Below are 16,572 nucleotides of genomic sequence, written 5' to 3' on the forward strand. Positions count from 1 at the left end.
GGGTTTGTCAAATATATAATCGCCCGTGACCCTAGCCGGTCATTCGGTGCGGCACTCTCCATCGGCTCGAGCAGTCGCCTTCTGGGCTAGTTTCCGTTTGACAAAGGCGAAGGTTGGCTACCGGTTGCATGAAGCCCGAACAGTGAACAGTAAGCAAACGTCTTTGATTGCCGTGACCTCCGCGGGCCAGCGAATCTGGCGTCCCGCTGCCAGACGGGCTAGATAGAATGTACGAGTTGACGAATTGCTGATCGTGACTCGAAAGGAAGTTGAGTGGCCGAAGGCCGTGCACATCGTCGCCTCGCCGCTATCCTCGCGGCGGACGTGGTCGGCTATTCGCGCCTCATGGAGACCGACGAGGCCGGAACGCTCGCGCGGCTGAAGACGCTGCGCCAGAACATCATTGACCCCTCCATCGCCTCGCATTCAGGCCGGATCGTCAAGCTGATGGGCGACGGCGCCCTCGTCGAGTTCGCCAGCGTGGTCGAGGCGGTGACCAGCGCGGTCGAAATCCAGAACAAGATGCGCGAGCACAACGCCGACGCTGGAGACAACGCGATCTGGCTCCGCATCGGCATCAATGTCGGCGACATCATCGTCGAGGGTGACGACATCTATGGCGACGGCGTCAACATCGCCGCCCGGCTGGAAGCGTTGGCCGAGCCCGGCGGTGTATTCATCTCCCGCACCGCCGCGGACCAGGTGCGCGATAAGGTGCCAATCAATATCGAGGACCGCGGCGATTTCGCGGTCAAGAACATTGCGCGCCCCATCCAGGTGTTCTGTGTCGTGGTCGACGACCGGCTCGCCAAGGCTGCCCAACGGGGCGAAGCGGCACCTTCCAAGCCGCCCAGAACTCCGTCAATCGCGGTTCTTCCGTTCGTCAACATCAGCGGCGATGCTGAGCAGGAGTACTTTGCCGACGGCATCAGCGAGGACATCATCACCGATCTGTCGAAGGTCGCCGGGCTGCTCGTCATCGCCCGCAATTCGAGCTTCACTTACAAGGGCAAGAGTATCGATATCCGCACCGTGGGGCGCGAGCTCGGCGTGACCTCGGTGCTGGAGGGCTCGATCCGGCGGGCCGGCAATCGGGTGCGGATCACCGCGCAGCTCATCGACGCCACGGCCGGGACACACCTTTGGGCGGACCGCTACGACCGTGACCTCACCGACATCTTCGTGGTTCAGGACGAGGTAACGCGCCAGATCGTCGAGGCGCTGAAAGTCACGCTTACGCCAGCGGAGTCGGCGCGTATCGCCCGTACGCCAACGAGAAACATCGAGGCGCACGATCTCTTCCTGCGCGGGCGGGAGGCGTTGTTCGGTCCTGAAAAGACAAAGGAGTCTTTCGAGCGCGAAGTCGCGCTGTTCACCCAGGCGATCGAGCTCGACCCCGACTATGCCGAACCATATGTTGGTCTGGCCCACGCCTACAACCACGACTTCCAGAACCACTGGAGCGGGCGCACCGATAGCCAACAACTATCGGGCACTACAGCAGGCTGGCGCTCGAGAAGGACCCCACCCTGCCCTATGCGCACTCTGTAGCCGCGATCGTGAAGTTCTGGGAAAAGGATCTGGCCGGACATCGCGAGGAAGTGGAGAAGGCGCTGGCGCTCAACCCCAACTTCGCGTTGGCCCTCCGCATGCGCGGGGTCGGCAACATCTACAACGGCGCGCCGCTGGAGGCGATTCCGGATCTGGAGCACGCCCTGCGCCTCGATCCGCGTGGGGCACTTGACCTGGCAGTTCATCGGCTCCGCCTATCTCATCGCCGGCCAATACCAGAAGGCTGTAGAGGCCTTCCGTGAGCGGATCCGCCTCTCGCCCAAGACCAACCTATCGCGCGGGTTTCTCATTGCCGCCCTTGGTCACCTCGGCGAAGTCGACGAGGCGCGGCGTGTTTGGGCGGAACTGAAAGAGATAAATCCGACCTATCGCATCTCGGAGCATGTCGGGCGGCTGCCATTCCGGGATCCCGCCGATGCCGAACGCATCCGGGTCGGCTTCGCCATGGCGGTACCCGAATAAGCGGTTGCGCGGCCCTCTTTTGCGGGCGCGACCGCGACCTCCAGCGTGGTCGCCGGCAATGTCTGGTTTCGGGCAACGGTAACGCTGACCTTTTCGGCCGATAAGGGCGCAAAGCTGCCGGTCAGGTCAGGCCCGCCCCGTGTCAGATTTGCGTCCGTGGCGGCGCAGACCCCGGCGGGTTATCCATGCTGATGGTTTGCTACATTAATTTCCACCCGAACCCACATCGTCTCTGGTCGTCGCCGGGTGCTGCCTGAAGGCGTAACAGTGACCCTATCCAGCCGTTGCAAGCACGCTGCCGGAAGGCCTTGAACGGGTGGAAAATCGCCGTACTGCGCGCCTGTCGGAAACCACGTGATTGCGGAGGGACGTCGCCTATGCGCTGAGGCTGGCTCACTCTAGTGGCAGAAGCCTGACGGATGGTACCAAACGCCAGAGGACCGATCCGGTGGCCGACATCTCCCATGCGAAGTGACTATTCCTCTGGAGAAGAGTAGAATATAGCTCGACCGCAGCGCCCTTGGGCAGCGCGCTGCATACCCTGGCGAACCAGGGAGGGCGATATGGGAACGGCTGCACCGAGCGTAGCCATCCGCGCGCTGGCCGAGACCGATCTGCCGGAAGCCGAAAGAATTTTCCGGCTGGCCTTTGGCACCTTCTTGGGAGCACCCGAACCAGAGACGTTCTGGTCCGACCGCGACTACGTACGCGGCCGCTGGCAGGCGCCCTACGTCGCCGCCTTCGCCGCGGAGGTGGGTGGTGAACTGGTAGGCTCCAACTTCGCAACGCGCTGGGGCAGCGTCGGCTTCTTCGGACCGTTGACGATCCGCCCCGACCTTTGGGACCGGGGCATCGGCGCGCGGCTCGTTGAGGCCGTCACGGCGAGCTTCGATGAATGGGGCACGCGGCATGCAGGCCTGTTCACCTTCGCCCAGAGCGCCGAGCACGTGGGCCTATACCAGAAGTACGGTTACTGGGCTCGTTTCCTCACGGCCATCATGTCGGCGCCGGTCCGTCACAACCTGGTCGCGGTATTCCGATCTGACAGAGGAGCAGAGAGTGGAATGCCTGAAGTCCTGCCGTAACCTGACCGGCGCCCTTTACGACGGGCTCGACCTGGGGGCGGAAATCCAGGCCGTAGAGGCGCAGGAGCTTGGGGAGACGGTCCTGCTCGGCGATATGGCGGGTGCGGGCTTGGTCGGTTTTGCCGTGTGCCACCATGGGCCGCGCAGCGAAGCAGGCGACGGTGCTTGCTTCATCAAGTTCGGGACCGTGCGTCCAGGATCGGCGGCTGGGGAGACCTTCGACAGCTTGCTGCATGCCTGCGAGGCGCTTGCCGTAGCGGAGGGGATGTCCAAGCTGCTGGCCGGGGTGAACATGGCCCGCCACGAGGCGTACCGGCACTTGGTCGGGCGTGGCTTTCGAACCGAAATCCAAGGGGTCACGATGCACAGGCCCAATGAGCCGGGTTACAGTCGCGCCGGCGTCTTCGTGCTCGACGACTGGCGCTAGGGATGGAATCTAACGCTTGGTGCCCACGCCTAACGGCAGCGATGATTTCATTCGGATCCAGCCGTCCAGGTGAAAGGCTTGGGAAGCGCATTGGTTTCAGCGACGTACCGGTTGATGGCCTCCTGAAGATCGACCACCGAACGGAAGACGCCGCGCTTGAGCCGCTGGCGGGTCAGCTTGGCGAAGAAGCCTTCAACGGCATTGAGCCACGAGCGAGCAGGATGTCGGGATAAAGTGGAAGGTGAAGCGCTCGTGGCGGTCGAGCCAAGCGCGGACCTTCGAGTGCTTGTGAGCCGCATAGTTGTCGAGGATGACGTGCACGGCTTTATCCACTGGCACCTGGGCTTCAATGGTGTTCAGGAAGCGGATGAACTCCTGATGCCTGCCACAGCCTCGCATGCACGCTGGCCCAAAGGAATCCCAGATCGGACTCTTCCGTCAGGCGCAGACCACTAGCGTCCGCCCGTTGAATGGAATCGCTACGAAGCTTACGGGCAGACCCGGGCCGCCGCGCTTGAGCACCTTGATCATGGCCTCAAACCCATAGAATCGTTACAGGGCGCGGTCGTCGAGCGAATTTTTCGGCAGCCTATTGATGTGCGACTTGGGACGCTACCGATATCAGTTCCTCGGGTTTCGGCGCCCTGAACGTTTGGAGACCAACCTCCAGAACTTCAGTGAAGCTCCAGCGCACGATGCCCTCCCGGTCGATTAGGAACTGACCGACAAGCTGCGCCTGGCCGGAAGCCATCATCTGCTGATCGGCTTCCGTAATCTCATATCCTTCCTTCTTGTTGAGTAACTCGTTCATTGCCATCAGGTCCATAGGTTCTGGCAACTCGCCCGGAAGGTCAATCCGTATCGCCGTGACCATGTCCATCCCGACCTCGCGCAAGCCGAAAGCACGATGCGAGGCCCGCTCCGGGTCGGACGCGGCGAGAAGGTGGGGCATCGGGTGGTAGCGGAAATAGAGCCGTGCCCGTTCGACCGGCGTATTGACCACTGCCAGGCATTCGACGCCTTTCTCACGCAGAGCCGGATTGAGTTGCGCCATGGCCGCGACGTGACGGCGGCAGAACGGACAGTGCAGACCGCGAAACAAACCGATCAACAACGGGCTACGGCCTCGAAAATCATTGAGCGCAATCTTGCCTTCGCGCGAGATAGCATCGACCACTATATTGGGCGCTGGGTCGCCCGGCTGCAGTGGGCGGTCAACACTACACATGGACATGGACAAACTCCTCAAGCTCAGTCGGCAAAAGGCAGCAACACTACATTTCGGGTTGGGCCCGTGCTGGGCGCAAATTCCCGCGCCAGAGCAAACAGCGTTCGGCCTCTGCCATATTGCCGAGGTCAAGATTGCAAGCCTATCATAGCACGGAAAAAGCATCTGCGGCTCACCGTATCGCGAGCCGTCTCGGGCGCCGCGGCAAACAGTGGTCGTCTCATCCGTGCCATGGGACGACCACGCCACAGTCCGCGACTGTTCGACATGTTTGTGGAAGGGTGGCGGATGGCTGGCTTGCCCGAGGAATGAGCGGTTGCTCGGCTACGCCAACATGCCCCGCCCTTGAGGCGCGCAACCGGGCATCGAGCTTGGATCGACCATCCAAATGGCAGCTTTCCGTCCTGCTGACGTCCGGTCGAACTCGTCGTAGCCTATGACCGGTTCGGGTCAGGAGCGCTGGTTGCGCTCGACGTCGGGTTTCGGGAAGGAGAAACGGCCCAGGAAGGGAAGCAATGGGTGGGGGGAAAGGTGCCGTTGGCTCATCTGCCAGAACGAGCAGGTCGCGCCAGCTCCCGACATTGCCGGCAAGCCGCAGCGGGTGGCTTGCCTTCATGACGGCGATCGAGACGCGGGGATTTGCCGCCCGCAGCTTAGCGATTGCATCGCGTGCGGTCGATGGATCCCGACCGTCGGGAGGAACCGAGCGTCTTAGCGACGCTCACGCCGCAACGACAGCTGCTATCTGCGAGCGACCAGGACGTGAGCCTCTTGGGGGAACGTCAACTCCCCTCCACTTGAATAGATTGCCAGCGAGGAACTTAGATCACCCGTGATCGCTGGGTCACATGGCGAAAGCCCGCGCCAGCCACCAGTCGGTAAAGCTCGTCAGCATCGGCGAGTGAATGCTCGGACCGTTTGGTTGCCGAAGCGCCTGGACCGAGATGTCGGTCCAAGGCATCTGCCAGAGCCTTCGCCGCACGAGTGTGGTCAATAGCGCTGAAAACGCTTAAGGCCAGTCGGCCGTTAGGCACCAGCACCCGGAACATTTCACGTAGCGCACCCGATCGGTCCGGGAAAAACTGCAGTCCGAGCTGGCAAAGAACCAGATCGAAGGTGGAGTCAGTGAACGGCATTTCGAGCGCGCTTCCCTCGCACCAGTCAATACGCGGTCCAGCGCCTGTCGGGAGCGATCGAGCAACGGCAAGCATGCCCGTATTGATGTCGAGGCCGACGACCTGCCCCCCTTCCATACGCTCGGCCGCGACGCGTGCCACCACGCCGGTGCCGCAGGCGAGGTCCAGAACCCGCTCACCAGATTGAGGCGCAGCACGATCCACTAGGTCGGCGGCCCACAGGGCGGTAGTTGCCGGGACCAAGTAACGCTCGTAGAGTTCCGCGGCGCTGCCTTCCAGCTGCCACTGCTCCTGCTGGGCCATAGAGTCCCTCCCGACAACCAGCCGCTCGGGCAACGGGCCCGACCAGAGCCTTAAACAGCAATTATAAAGCGCGTGTATGTCAACCAGCAACCAGTGTGGAAACAGAGCAGATCGATGGAAGGTCCGCTCACCCACCCTAACGAGACCTCTACTCCTGTCTCAGCGAATGCCCGGAAATGGCGCTAAAGCCTGGCGCCTTCTTCGGCGAGATGGCGTTGATCAGCGGCGAACCGCGTATGGCGACCGTCAGCGCCGCAACGGCGGTCTCACTCCTGTCGCTGCACTCGGCGGATTTCCAGATGCTGTGCAGCAGCAGCCCGGAGATCGCGGAAATCATCCGCAAGACCGCGCTCGAGCGGCGCGGCGCGGCACCGACGGCTTGACCGTACTGCAGTCGCGGACTGTAGTGGCGTATCATCAAGATCGTCGCCGGACGGTGTTCTTCTGTTCTCGTAATGTTCTTGCCTAAATCCGAAATCTATGGTTGTCTGGCCTGACCTTGCTCGCGGGCTGATCGCAAATCCGCGCGCGGGCCGGCATCCGGGGGCTTGAGAAAATGGTGGCGCGGGTTCGAACGGTGGCTTTCCAGGGCATCGAGGCCGTGCCGGTCGATGTCCAGGTGATGATCGCGCCGGGCAAGGTCGGCATGCAGATCGTCGGCCTGCCGGACAAGGCGGTGGCCGAAAGCCGCGAACGCGTGCAGGCGGCGCTTCATGCGTCTGGCCTGTCGATGCCGTCGAAGAAAGTCACGGTCAATCTGGCGCCGGCGGACCTGCCCAAGGAAGGCAGCCACTACGACCTGCCGATCGCGCTTGGGCTGATGGCCGCACTTGGCGCCATTCCGGGCGACATGCTGGCCGGCTATGTCGTGCTCGGCGAACTGTCGCTCGACGGCACCATCGCGGCGGTGGCCGGCGCGCTGCCGGCGGCGATCGGCGCCAATGCCGAGGGCAAGGGCCTGATCTGCCCGTTTGCCTGCGGGCCGGAGGCGGCCTGGGCCGGCAAGGATTTCGATATTCTGGCGCCGCGCAGCCTGATCGCCCTGCCGCCGCTGGCGCCGAAGGAGCTTCTGGAAGTCTCGATGATCGCTTCCGTTGCCGGCGAGCTCGGCGAAGGCAAGCTCACCGACCGGCGGCCGTTCCGCGCCCCGCATCACTCCGCCTCGATGGCGGCGATGGTGGGCGGCGGCTTGCGCGTGCGGCCGGGCGAAGTGTCGCTCGCCCATCACGGCGTGCTCTTCCTCGACGAGTTGCCGGAATTCACGCCGCAGACGCTGGATGCGCTGCGCCAGCCGCTGGAGACCGGCGACTGCGTGATCGCGCGCGCCAACCATCGCGTCACCTATCCGGCGCGCATCCAGCTGGTGGCGGCGATGAACCCATGCCGATGCGGCATGTCGGGCGAGCCGGGCTATCGCTGCCTGCGCGGCGAGCGCTGCCGCACCGAATACCAGGCGCGCATCTCCGGCCCGCTGCTCGACCGCATCGACCTCAGGATCGAAGTGCCGGCGGTCTCGGCGAGCGACCTGATCCGGCCGGACAAGGCCGAGACGAGCGCCGCGGTGGCGCAGCGTGTGGCGCGCGCCCGCACCTTCCAGCGGGAACGGCTGGAAAAGCTGGGCGCCTCCGCCACCACCAACGCGCATTGCCCGCCTTCGGTCGTCGAGGAGATCGCCAGGCCCGACGCCGCCGGACTGACGCTGCTCAAGGATGCCAGCGAAAAACTCGCCTTCTCGGCGCGGGCCTATCACCGCGTGCTGAAAGTGGCGCGCACGCTGGCCGACCTCGACGCCAGCGAAACGGTCGGCCGCATCCATCTCGCCGAGGCGATCTCCTACCGGATGAGCGCGGAACGCATGGCGCAGGCGGCGTAATCGCAAGGAACCCGCAAGGGGAGCCGAGTCCGTTTCTTCAAGCGGCTCCTGGGTTCCTCTTCAACCGGCCTCTGGGATCAGCTTCTGCAACGTCGGCGCCATGATCGTGGCGAAAGCCGCGGTATTGCCATAGGCTCGCGCGGAAAGCATCGCCCCGTGCACGGTCGCCATGAAGGCCTCCGCCTCGACGCGCGGTGCAGCGGAGATTGTCAACGTGCCTTGCCCGGCACCCCGCTCGATGACACCGGTCAGCCACCCCGAGAGAAACTGAAAATACGCCCGCACCTCCACGGCAACCTCGGGTGGAAGGGCCGGAAGTTCGCTGGCGAGCAAAGCGCAGACGCAGAACGGCCGGCTCGCATCCTCAATGCAGCGAGCCCAGAAGCCGGCGTAGGTTCGAAGCAACTCAGGCGGCTCAGGCACATTGCGCTCGATTTCCGCCATGCCCGTGACGGCATTCTCGAGGTAGCGCCTGACAAGGGTCTGCACCAGGTCGACCTTGCTGGGGAAATGGTGGTGGATGCTGGCTTTGCGGATACCGACCACCTCGGCGATATCCGCGTAGCTGAACCCGTTGTAGCCGCCGGCGACGATGAAGGTTTGCGCGGCAGCCAGGATATCATCGGCGGTGTTCGAAGGCTTGTCCATCACATGCTTCCTGCAGAGAACCGGGCAGGCACCTTAAAGCGCGTCGCGCTGAAACGGATTCAGGCGACGCGCTTTAAGTCTTTGTTTTGATGCATGTCGCTGTCCCAGAACCGCGCACACTTCTGGGCGACATGCATTAATTTGCGGCCTGCGGCGATTTCCGAAGGACATCGCCGACCGACAGCCACACGGCAGACACGAGGAAGTAGAAGGCACCGAAAGCGGCATAAGGCGCAACGTCGACGATGCCAATAGACTCCGTGCCGCCCGACATCTTCACGAAGAAGAGGCCGGCCAGCGCCGACTGGGCGCCGCTCAGGATCATCGCCCATTGGGCGCCGTTGGTTTTCCAGCGACGCACTGCGGTCAGAAGCTGAAACAGGCCCGAGACCACGGCCCAGACCCCATAGACCGCGAGCACCGCGTTCATGCTGCGGCCAAGCGCGATGGCGACAGCAATCGCGGTGATGATGCTGACGGCGAAATTGAGGAGCTGCGACTTGTTGCGGCGGAGCCCGCCGCTACGCTGCGCGTCGACATAGTTCGCAAGCGCATCCCACGCGGGGTAGGCCACCAGCATGACAGCGGCGACCGGTGGGCTGCTGTTTGCGACGGTGAAAGCCAGCGCAACCCAGGCCGCCGATACGGCAAACCGGAGGAAATAATAGCTTTTAAGCCATGCGTTTGAAGATAGGGCGCGGCTTTGATCATTCATTTGTGCAGACATAATGACATCTCTCGTTTGAACTGCCTACCAACTAGTAGGTAGATGAACGACCATCAAGACGCCGCCGATCACCTCGACATCTCATTTATGTGATCGATCGTTCGCGTATGGCCGCACATGGGTCAACAATACAGGTGACCGCTTTTGGACCGGTTCTCGGCTTCCTTTGAATGCCTTTTCAGGCGAGCGTTGGCCGGTGACCGCGCTGGCCGAAGATCTGGCGCCAGCCCCCACTCCGGCCGCTGCGCGGCCACCTCTCCCCCATGTTCATGGGGAGAGGAAATCCAAGCTTTTCAAGGCCGCGACCTTGGCCGGTTGGGCGTTTCCTCTCCCCACGAATGTGGGGGGAGAGGTGGCTCGGCGAAGCCGAGACGGAGTGGGGAAGCGCCATATGCGACTGCCCTGCCTTCAAGGGGAGGGCTCCGGCGCTACCGGCCTCAGGCCTGCTCCTTGGCCTTCAGCTCCAGCCGCCGCTTGTGCAGCACCGGCTCGGTGTAACCGTTGGGCTGAACGGCCCCCTTGAACACGAGGTCGCAGGCGGCCTGGAAGGCGACGGAGTTATCAAAATCCGGCGCCATCGGCCGGTAGAGCGGGTCGCCGACATTCTGGCGGTCGACGATCGCCGCCATGCGCTGCAGCGAGTCCCTGACCTGGATTTCCGAGCACACCTTGTGGCGCAGCCAGTTGGCGATGTGCTGCGAGGAGATGCGCAGCGTGGCGCGGTCCTCCATCAGGCCGACATCGTTGATGTCGGGCACCTTCGAGCAGCCGACGCCCTGGTCGATCCAGCGCACGACATAGCCGAGAATGCCTTGCGCGTTATTGTCGAGCTCGCGCTGGATCTCGTCGGGCGTCCAGTTCGGCCGCACCGCGACCGGCACCGAAAGTATGTCGTCGAGCTTCGCCTTCGGCCGGCTCTTCAGCGCCGCCTGCACGGCGTTGACGTCGACCTTGTGATAATGCGTGGCGTGCAGCGTCGCGGCCGTCGGCGACGGCACCCAGGCCGTGTTGGCGCCGGCCTTGGGATGCGCGATCTTCTCAACCAGCATCGCGGCCATCAGGTCCGGCATCGCCCACATGCCCTTGCCGATCTGGGCGTGGCCGGCCAGCCCGCATTCGAGCCCGATGTCGACGTTCCAGGCTTCATAGGCGGAGATCCAGGCGGCCTGCTTCATGTCGCCCTTGCGGATCATCGGGCCGGCTTCCATCGAGGTGTGGATCTCGTCGCCGGTGCGGTCGAGGAAGCCGGTATTGATGAACACCACGCGTTCCTTCGCCGCGCGGATCGCCTCCTTGAGGTTGACGGTGGTGCGCCGCTCCTCGTCCATGATGCCCATCTTGATGGTGTTTTTCGCCATGCCGAGCAGCGCTTCGACGCGGTCGAAGATCTCGACGGCGAAGGCGACCTCGTCGGGCCCATGCATCTTGGGCTTCACCACATACATCGAGCCGGCGCGGGAGTTCGCACGCCGCCCGTTCGGGCCGACATCGTGCAGCGCGATCAGCGCCGTGAGGGCCGCATCCATGATGCCTTCCGGCACCTCGTTGCCGTCGCGGTCGAGGATCGCCGGATTGGTCATCAGGTGGCCGACATTGCGCACCAGCATCAGCGAGCGCCCGGGCAAAGTGAGCGTGCCGCCGCCGCGCGAGGTGTAGCTGCGGTCCGGATTGAGCTTGCGAGTAAAAGTCTTGCCTGCCTTGGTGATCTCTTCCGCCAGATCGCCCTTCATCAGGCCGAGCCAATTGCGGTAGACGACGACCTTGTCCTCGGCATCGACTGCGGCGACCGAATCCTCGCAGTCCTGGATGGTGGTTAAAGCGGCCTCGAGGAGGACATCGGCAATGCCGGCCGGATCGGTCTTGCCGATCGGGTTGGCGCGGTCGATCACGATCTCGATATGCAGGCCGTTCTTGACCAGCAGCACGGCTTCCGGCGTGGCGGCATCGCCGCGATAGCCGACGAACTGCCTCGGATCGGCGAGCGTGGTGGCGCCGGCGCCCTCGCCCACTTTAAGCGCGCCGTTCGCCACCGAGAGCCCGTTGACGCCGGCCCATTTGCCGGTGGTCAGCGGCACGGAATGGTCAAGGAAATCCCTGGCCCAGGCGATGACTTTGGCGCCGCGCGTGGGATTGAAACCCTTGCCCTTCCCGGCGCCGCCCGTCTCGGGGATGGCGTCGGTGCCGTAGAGCGCGTCATAGAGCGAGCCCCAGCGGGCATTGGCGGCATTGAGCGCATAGCGCGCGTTCATCACCGGCACGACCAGCTGCGGCCCGGCGACGACGGCAATCTCGGGATCGACATGCTCGGTCGAGACGCCGAAGGCCGGGCCTTCCGGCACCAGATAGCCGATCTCCTTCAGGAAGGCCTTGTAGGCCTCCATGTCGACCGGCGCGCCGTTCTGGCGGTACCAGTCGTCGAGCCTTTCCTGCATGGCGTCGCGTTTGGCGAGCAGCGCGCGGTTCTTCGGCGCGAGGTCATGGACGATTGTCCCAAAGCCGTTCCAGAAAGTTTCCGGATCGATGCCGGTGCCGACTGCCGCCTCCTCGGCCACGAAGTCATGGAGTTCCCGGGCGATTTGCAACCCGGCGATCTCGATGCGGTCGGTCATCAGCTCGTCTCCAGATGGTAGGCTTTGCCGGGCCTTTGGCATGTTGGGGGTCAGGGGTCAATTCGGCTTAGGGTTAAGTAGGGCGGCAGGGCAAGCGAATCTCCCCCCTTGAGGGAGATGGCCGGCAGGCCAGAGGGGGTCGGTCCGACCGGGCTCGGCCTGCTTCTCGCCGCAGATGGAGGTCGGCGCTCTACGCGCGGCGACCCCCTCTGTCGCCTTCGGCGACATCTCCCCCTCGAGGGGGAGATTGGTTCCGCTCACACCGCAATCCTTGGCCTTCCCGAGGCCACCGCCACCACATGCGCCTCGATGAACATGCGCTGTCCCTCGATGGTCGAGACCTTGAATTCGGTGGAAACGCCGATCTCGGCATTGTCGGTGCCGGCATTTTTCGCGCGCTCGGCGGCGATCGCCCGCACATCGGCCTCGGCCGCGGCGATCGCCTTCGCCTCGTCGGTGAAATCGCGCACGGTTTGGCCCGACGCGAGGCGGAACAGCCCTTCCTTCGGCTGGCTGACGCGGGCTTCGGCCGCAACACGCACCTGACCGACGACGGCGCCAAGCGCGTTGGCGACGTCGGTATCCTCCGGCACGATGCAGCCATTGCCGACCAGCGGGGGCAGGCCGGCATAGTGCAGCGGCGCCGAGGCGCCGAGGCCGATCACCGGGCGGTCGAGCGCGACGGTAAGCCGAGCGATGCCGGGATGCGCATCGACCGCGCGCTGCACCAGCGCATGCGCGACGGTTGCCGCGCCATCCAGCCCGTCCTCGGCGAAGGCGGTTTCCAGAATATATTCGGCCGACCAGCGCGTCAGCGTGATGAGCACGCGCTCGGCGATCGCTTCGGGCGTCGCCGCGATCGTCTGGCCGCGGCCGTCACGCCGGCGGGAAAACAGCTCGGCGCCGAGGCGGGCGGCGGCGGGGTCCCAATTGGCCTGCTTGCCCAGCACATGGGCGGCATCCGACGGCGTGAAGCCGCAAATATGCACCAGCCCGCGCGCGACCAGCCGGTTCAGCGTGGCGTTCTGGGCGTTGGAGGTGAGCAGCCTGTCGAGCGCCAGCGGCACCGCGCCGATCGCCTCGTAGAGCTTTGCCTCCGGCCCGGTGAGGCCGGCGGCGAGGCGATCCGGAACGCCGGTGCGCACGGCAAAACGCCCGTCCATTCGGCCGGGGTTCGGCGCGCGCAGCTGTCGCTCCAACTCGGCGGTGACTGCCTCGCCATGCGCCATGCCGGCCAGCGCCAGCGGCACCAGGCGGCGCGGGCCGAGCAGGATTTTCGGGATCAGCGCGCCGTCCTCCAGCGCCACTTCCGAGTCACCGCCGAGGCCGAAGGTGCGCATGGCGACGGCTTCCACCATGGTGCGGAAGCCGCCGACGGTGGCGCCTTCCGGGTCCAGCCGCGGTCGGCCTCGATCGAGCACCGCAACATCCGTCGTGGTGCCACCGATGTCCGACACCATGGCGTCGTCGAGGCCGGTCATGTGGCGGGCGCCGACCAGGCTGGCGGCCGGGCCGGAAAGAATCGTCTCGATCGGCCGCTGGCGGGCGAAGGCCGCCGACACCAGTGCGCCGTCGCCGCGCACCACCATCAGCGGCGCGGCGATGCCGCGCTGGCCAAGAAAACCTTCGGTCGCCGCCACCAGCCGGTCGATCATCGAGATCAGCCGGGCGTTGAGCAGCGTGGTGAGCGCGCGGCGCGGCCCGCCGAGCTTGGCCGAAAGCTCATGGCTGGCGGTGACGGGAAGGCCGGTCTTGTCGCGGATCAGGTCGCGGGCCGCCAGCTCATGCGCCGGGTTGCGGGTGGCGAAATACGCGCAGACGGCAAAGCCCGACACCGACCGCCCAAGCTCCGGCAGCGCCGCCTCGAGGCCGGAAAGGTCGAGTTTCGCCGCATTGCCATGCACGTCATGGCCGCCGGGGCAGAACACCACAGGATCGGTGCCGAGCGCCGTCTTCAGCCCGTCGCGGGCAAGGTCGGCCTCGGAAAAGCCGATCATGACCAGCGCCACGCGGCCGCCCTGGCCCTCGACCAGCGCGTTGGTTGCTAAAGTGGTCGACATCGACACCAGCTTGATCCCGGCCGGGTCGGTGCCGGATTCTTGAAGCACCGCATCGACCGCGCCGGAAATGCCGACGGCGAGGTCGTGACGGGTGGTGAGCGCCTTGGCCTTGGCCAGCACCTTGCCTTTCGGATTTCCTTCCTCCGACCACAGCACGGCATCGGTGTAGGTGCCGCCGGTGTCGATGCCGAGGAAGAGAGGATGAGGTTTGGCGATCATTTTGGGGTGGCAAGTCCGGGGAAACGAGGTTTGTCGTCCTCGCCCCTTAGCCGATACGGGCTGGCGGATAAAGCAGGGAGGGGTGGGCCAGTTAATCTCCCCCCTCGCGGGGGAGATGGCCGGCAGGCCAGAGGGGGTCGGTACGACTGGACTCAACGCTCTTATGGCAAGAGAAGACGTCGGCGCTCCACGCGCGGCGACCCCCTCTGTCGCCTCCGGCGACATCTCCCCCTCGAGGGGGGAGATTAGCTGGAGCTACCCCACGAACCCCACCCTTTTGTGCGACCCATCACAAAACGGCTTGTTGGCCGAGTGCCCGCAACGGCAGAGGAAGACCTTCGTGGTGCGGGCGATGGTGTGGCCGGTGCCGGTGACGATCTCGACATTGCCTTCGAGCTTGAGCGGGCCGTTCGCGGTGGGCGTCACGTTGAGCGGACCATCCCGCACATCGAGCACCTGCGCTTCCTTCAGCGGCGGCTCGCCGGTGGCGGAAAAACCGGCCTTGATGTGGCTGTTGTCGCAGAACGGCTTGTTTTGCGACTGGCCGCAGCGGCAGAGCGTGGCGCGATGGAAGGTCTCGCCGGCGAGCACGATCTCGGCATGGACCGCCAGCGGGCCGTTTTCGCGCAGGCGCACGGTGTTGACCACCGGCGGCTTTTCCTGCGGCCCGGCGTCCTTGCGCTGATAGGTGATCGCGCCCGACGGGCAGTTCTCGGCCAGGGCCACCACCTTCTCGACGCTGGCCGCGTCCGGGTGGATCCACTCGCCCGCTGCGTTGGGCACGAAGACATGCGGGTTGCCGAGCACGCAGTTGCGCGAATGGATGCAGCGCCTGCCGCTGAACGAAACGTCGATCTTCTCGCCTTCGACCGTGCCTGCCATGGAACTCTCCTGTGGGTGGGTTGAGGAGAGGCTAGGGCGGCGATGCGAAGGGCGTCAAGCAGCCGGAACGCCAAATCTCCCCCCTTGAGGGGGAGATGGCCGCGAAGCGGTCAGAGGGGGTCCTCGCGCGTAGAACGCCAACGTCGTCTCTTGTCGCACACGGCGTCGGCGCTCGACGCGCGGCGACCCCCTCTGTCGCCTTCGGCGACATCTCCCCCTCAAGGGGGGAGATTTGCGCCCCACCTACTCCGCCAAATCCACCGTCTCCGTCGAATGCTCCACGCAGATGAAGCAGCAGGTGTCGCAGGGGCGGTCGTTGTCGGGGCCGACGCCGGCGGTGACGGAATCGTCGCCGTTCACCCAGGCGCCCCAGCAGATATGCTCGCCGGGCTCGCAGGAGATCGGCACCGATTTCTTCGCTCCAGGACGGATGAGAAAAACCTTGTCGCCGCCCGGCCAGACTTTCTCGCTGTCGCGGCTGAACAGCTCCAGCGCCACACCGTCCGAGCGCTGGTTTCGGACGAAGACCGACATGTCGGCGGCGAAGGCCGGGGTAGTGAGGAGAAGGGCGGCGAGAAGTGCGCGAATCATGGTGAGGGTTCCCCAGGGGAGTAGAGCATGGGTGGGGAAGCGACGCGACCTCACCTTCTCCCCTTGTGGGAGAAGGTGGATCGGCGCGCAGCGCCGAGACGGATGAGGGGTGTTCCAGCTTGGCGAAGGCGTCCGCCGCCAGCGCCACATCGTGCCAGATTGCCAGCGCCTCACTCCGTCCAGCACCCCTCATCCTCGCCTTCGGCGACACCTTCTCCCACAAGGGGAGAAGGGGGAGCCCTACCTCCTCACCTCCACACGCGGCGCGAATTTCTTGACCGCGTCCACCATCTCCTCGCCGCTCACGTCGAGCGAGGAGACCTCCATATGCACGGTGGTCTTGCCGAAGGGCAGCAGGCCGAAGGCGTTGGCGGGGGCGTATCTGATCTCGTCGGGCGGCACCTCGGTGAGCTCGAAATTGAGCATCGCCGCGCCCCTGCCGGAGGCAAGCCACACGCTCCTCACCTTCTGCCACGGCACCAGCACGTCGCCGGCGCGGCGGTCGCGAAAGCCGTTCTCGTCGAGCGTCACCTGGACACGCGTGTCGAAGGCGCCGCGCGCAATGAAAAGCCCAAGCCCGGCAAAGCCGAGCGCCAGCAGCGCCACCATGAACACGCCGCCGCCCGGCGCGCCCATGGACAGCCCCTTGAGCACATAGAAGCCGAAGATCGCCGCCATCAGGAACGAGCCGAGCGCCGGAAAGATCTTTCCCGAGGCGCTGTTGCGGATCTCGAGCGGCGCGGCCATCGG

The 16,572-nt window shown here is 64.8% G+C and carries 14 protein-coding genes and 2 pseudogenes; 6 read left to right on the forward strand and 10 right to left on the reverse strand.

The features are described from left to right. Window positions 1-273 precede the first annotated feature (273 nt). From RFM40_RS06135 to RFM40_RS06150, 4 genes are all read left to right on the forward strand, one after another. Entirely contained in the window at window positions 274-1,551 is a 1,278-nt protein-coding gene (locus RFM40_RS06135; RefSeq protein WP_320277313.1) for an adenylate/guanylate cyclase domain-containing protein, read from the forward strand. A 189-nt stretch (window positions 1,552-1,740) separates the two neighbouring features. Beyond that, window positions 1,741-2,034: a tetratricopeptide repeat protein gene (locus RFM40_RS06140; protein WP_320227876.1), complete on the forward strand. Its 294-nt coding sequence runs from the start codon at window positions 1,741-1,743 to the stop codon at window positions 2,032-2,034. Window positions 2,035-2,597: 563 nt separating this feature from the next. After that, window positions 2,598-3,119 carry a GNAT family N-acetyltransferase gene (locus RFM40_RS06145; protein WP_320227877.1) on the forward strand — a complete coding sequence of 174 codons (522 nt, stop codon included), beginning with the start codon at window positions 2,598-2,600 and terminating at the stop codon, window positions 3,117-3,119. Next, on the forward strand, window positions 3,094-3,546 hold the full coding sequence (locus tag RFM40_RS06150; protein WP_320227878.1) for a hypothetical protein: 453 nt from the start codon (window positions 3,094-3,096) through the stop codon (window positions 3,544-3,546). Before RFM40_RS06145 ends, RFM40_RS06150 begins: the two co-directional genes overlap by 26 nt. Here the strand turns inward: RFM40_RS06150 and RFM40_RS06155 are convergent. The 3 genes and pseudogenes from RFM40_RS06155 to RFM40_RS06165 all read right to left on the reverse strand — a co-directional run. Continuing rightward, a pseudogene (locus RFM40_RS06155) lies at window positions 3,476-3,930 on the reverse strand (transposase); the annotation flags it as partial. The gene RFM40_RS06150 and the pseudogene RFM40_RS06155 sit on opposite strands and share 71 nt — an antisense overlap. Before the next feature lie 205 nt (window positions 3,931-4,135). After that, the gene (locus RFM40_RS06160) at window positions 4,136-4,780 is read right to left on the reverse strand and encodes a peroxiredoxin-like family protein (protein ID WP_320227879.1); all 645 of its coding nucleotides are present in this window, start codon (window positions 4,778-4,780) and stop codon (window positions 4,136-4,138) included. An 815-nt stretch (window positions 4,781-5,595) separates the two neighbouring features. Continuing rightward, the gene (locus RFM40_RS06165; RefSeq protein WP_320227880.1) at window positions 5,596-6,213 is read right to left on the reverse strand and encodes a class I SAM-dependent methyltransferase; all 618 of its coding nucleotides are present in this window, start codon (window positions 6,211-6,213) and stop codon (window positions 5,596-5,598) included. Window positions 6,214-6,395: 182 nt separating this feature from the next. Here RFM40_RS06165 and RFM40_RS06170 point away from each other — a divergent pair. Then, window positions 6,396-6,596, forward strand: a pseudogene (locus tag RFM40_RS06170) (cyclic nucleotide-binding domain-containing protein); the annotation flags it as partial. A 173-nt stretch (window positions 6,597-6,769) separates the two neighbouring features. Beyond that, complete coding sequence (locus RFM40_RS06175; protein WP_320227881.1) at window positions 6,770-8,086, forward strand: YifB family Mg chelatase-like AAA ATPase; 1,317 nt, start codon at window positions 6,770-6,772, stop codon at window positions 8,084-8,086. 60 nt (window positions 8,087-8,146) lie between these two features. On the opposite strand, the gene RFM40_RS06180 is transcribed toward RFM40_RS06175, so the two are convergent. The 7 genes from RFM40_RS06180 to RFM40_RS06210 all read right to left on the reverse strand — a co-directional run bounded on the left by RFM40_RS06180 (window position 8,147) and on the right by RFM40_RS06210 (window position 16,569). Next, entirely contained in the window at window positions 8,147-8,734 is a 588-nt protein-coding gene (locus tag RFM40_RS06180; RefSeq protein WP_320227882.1) for a TetR/AcrR family transcriptional regulator, read from the reverse strand. Window positions 8,735-8,870: 136 nt separating this feature from the next. Further along, window positions 8,871-9,461 carry a DUF308 domain-containing protein gene (locus RFM40_RS06185; protein ID WP_320277314.1) on the reverse strand — a complete coding sequence of 197 codons (591 nt, stop codon included), beginning with the start codon at window positions 9,459-9,461 and terminating at the stop codon, window positions 8,871-8,873. Window positions 9,462-9,898: 437 nt separating this feature from the next. Further along, window positions 9,899-12,070, reverse strand: coding sequence for a malate synthase G (locus RFM40_RS06190; protein WP_320227884.1), 2,172 nt, complete (start codon window positions 12,068-12,070; stop codon window positions 9,899-9,901). 257 nt (window positions 12,071-12,327) lie between these two features. After that, window positions 12,328-14,349: a hydantoinase/oxoprolinase family protein gene (locus RFM40_RS06195; protein ID WP_320277315.1), complete on the reverse strand. Its 2,022-nt coding sequence runs from the start codon at window positions 14,347-14,349 to the stop codon at window positions 12,328-12,330. A 255-nt stretch (window positions 14,350-14,604) separates the two neighbouring features. Beyond that, a complete protein-coding gene (locus tag RFM40_RS06200; RefSeq protein ID WP_320277316.1) occupies window positions 14,605-15,231 on the reverse strand; it encodes a CDGSH iron-sulfur domain-containing protein in 627 nt (208 codons plus the stop codon). 243 nt (window positions 15,232-15,474) lie between these two features. After that, window positions 15,475-15,822, reverse strand: coding sequence for a hypothetical protein (locus tag RFM40_RS06205; RefSeq protein ID WP_320227887.1), 348 nt, complete (start codon window positions 15,820-15,822; stop codon window positions 15,475-15,477). 240 nt (window positions 15,823-16,062) lie between these two features. After that, window positions 16,063-16,569, reverse strand: coding sequence for a hypothetical protein (locus RFM40_RS06210; RefSeq protein ID WP_320227888.1), 507 nt, complete (start codon window positions 16,567-16,569; stop codon window positions 16,063-16,065). Between the last annotated feature and the right edge of the window lie 3 nt (window positions 16,570-16,572).

The sequence above is a fragment of the Mesorhizobium captivum genome, assembly GCF_033977165.1.
In the GTDB taxonomy this organism is placed as follows: Bacteria; Pseudomonadota; Alphaproteobacteria; order Rhizobiales; family Rhizobiaceae; genus Mesorhizobium; species Mesorhizobium captivum.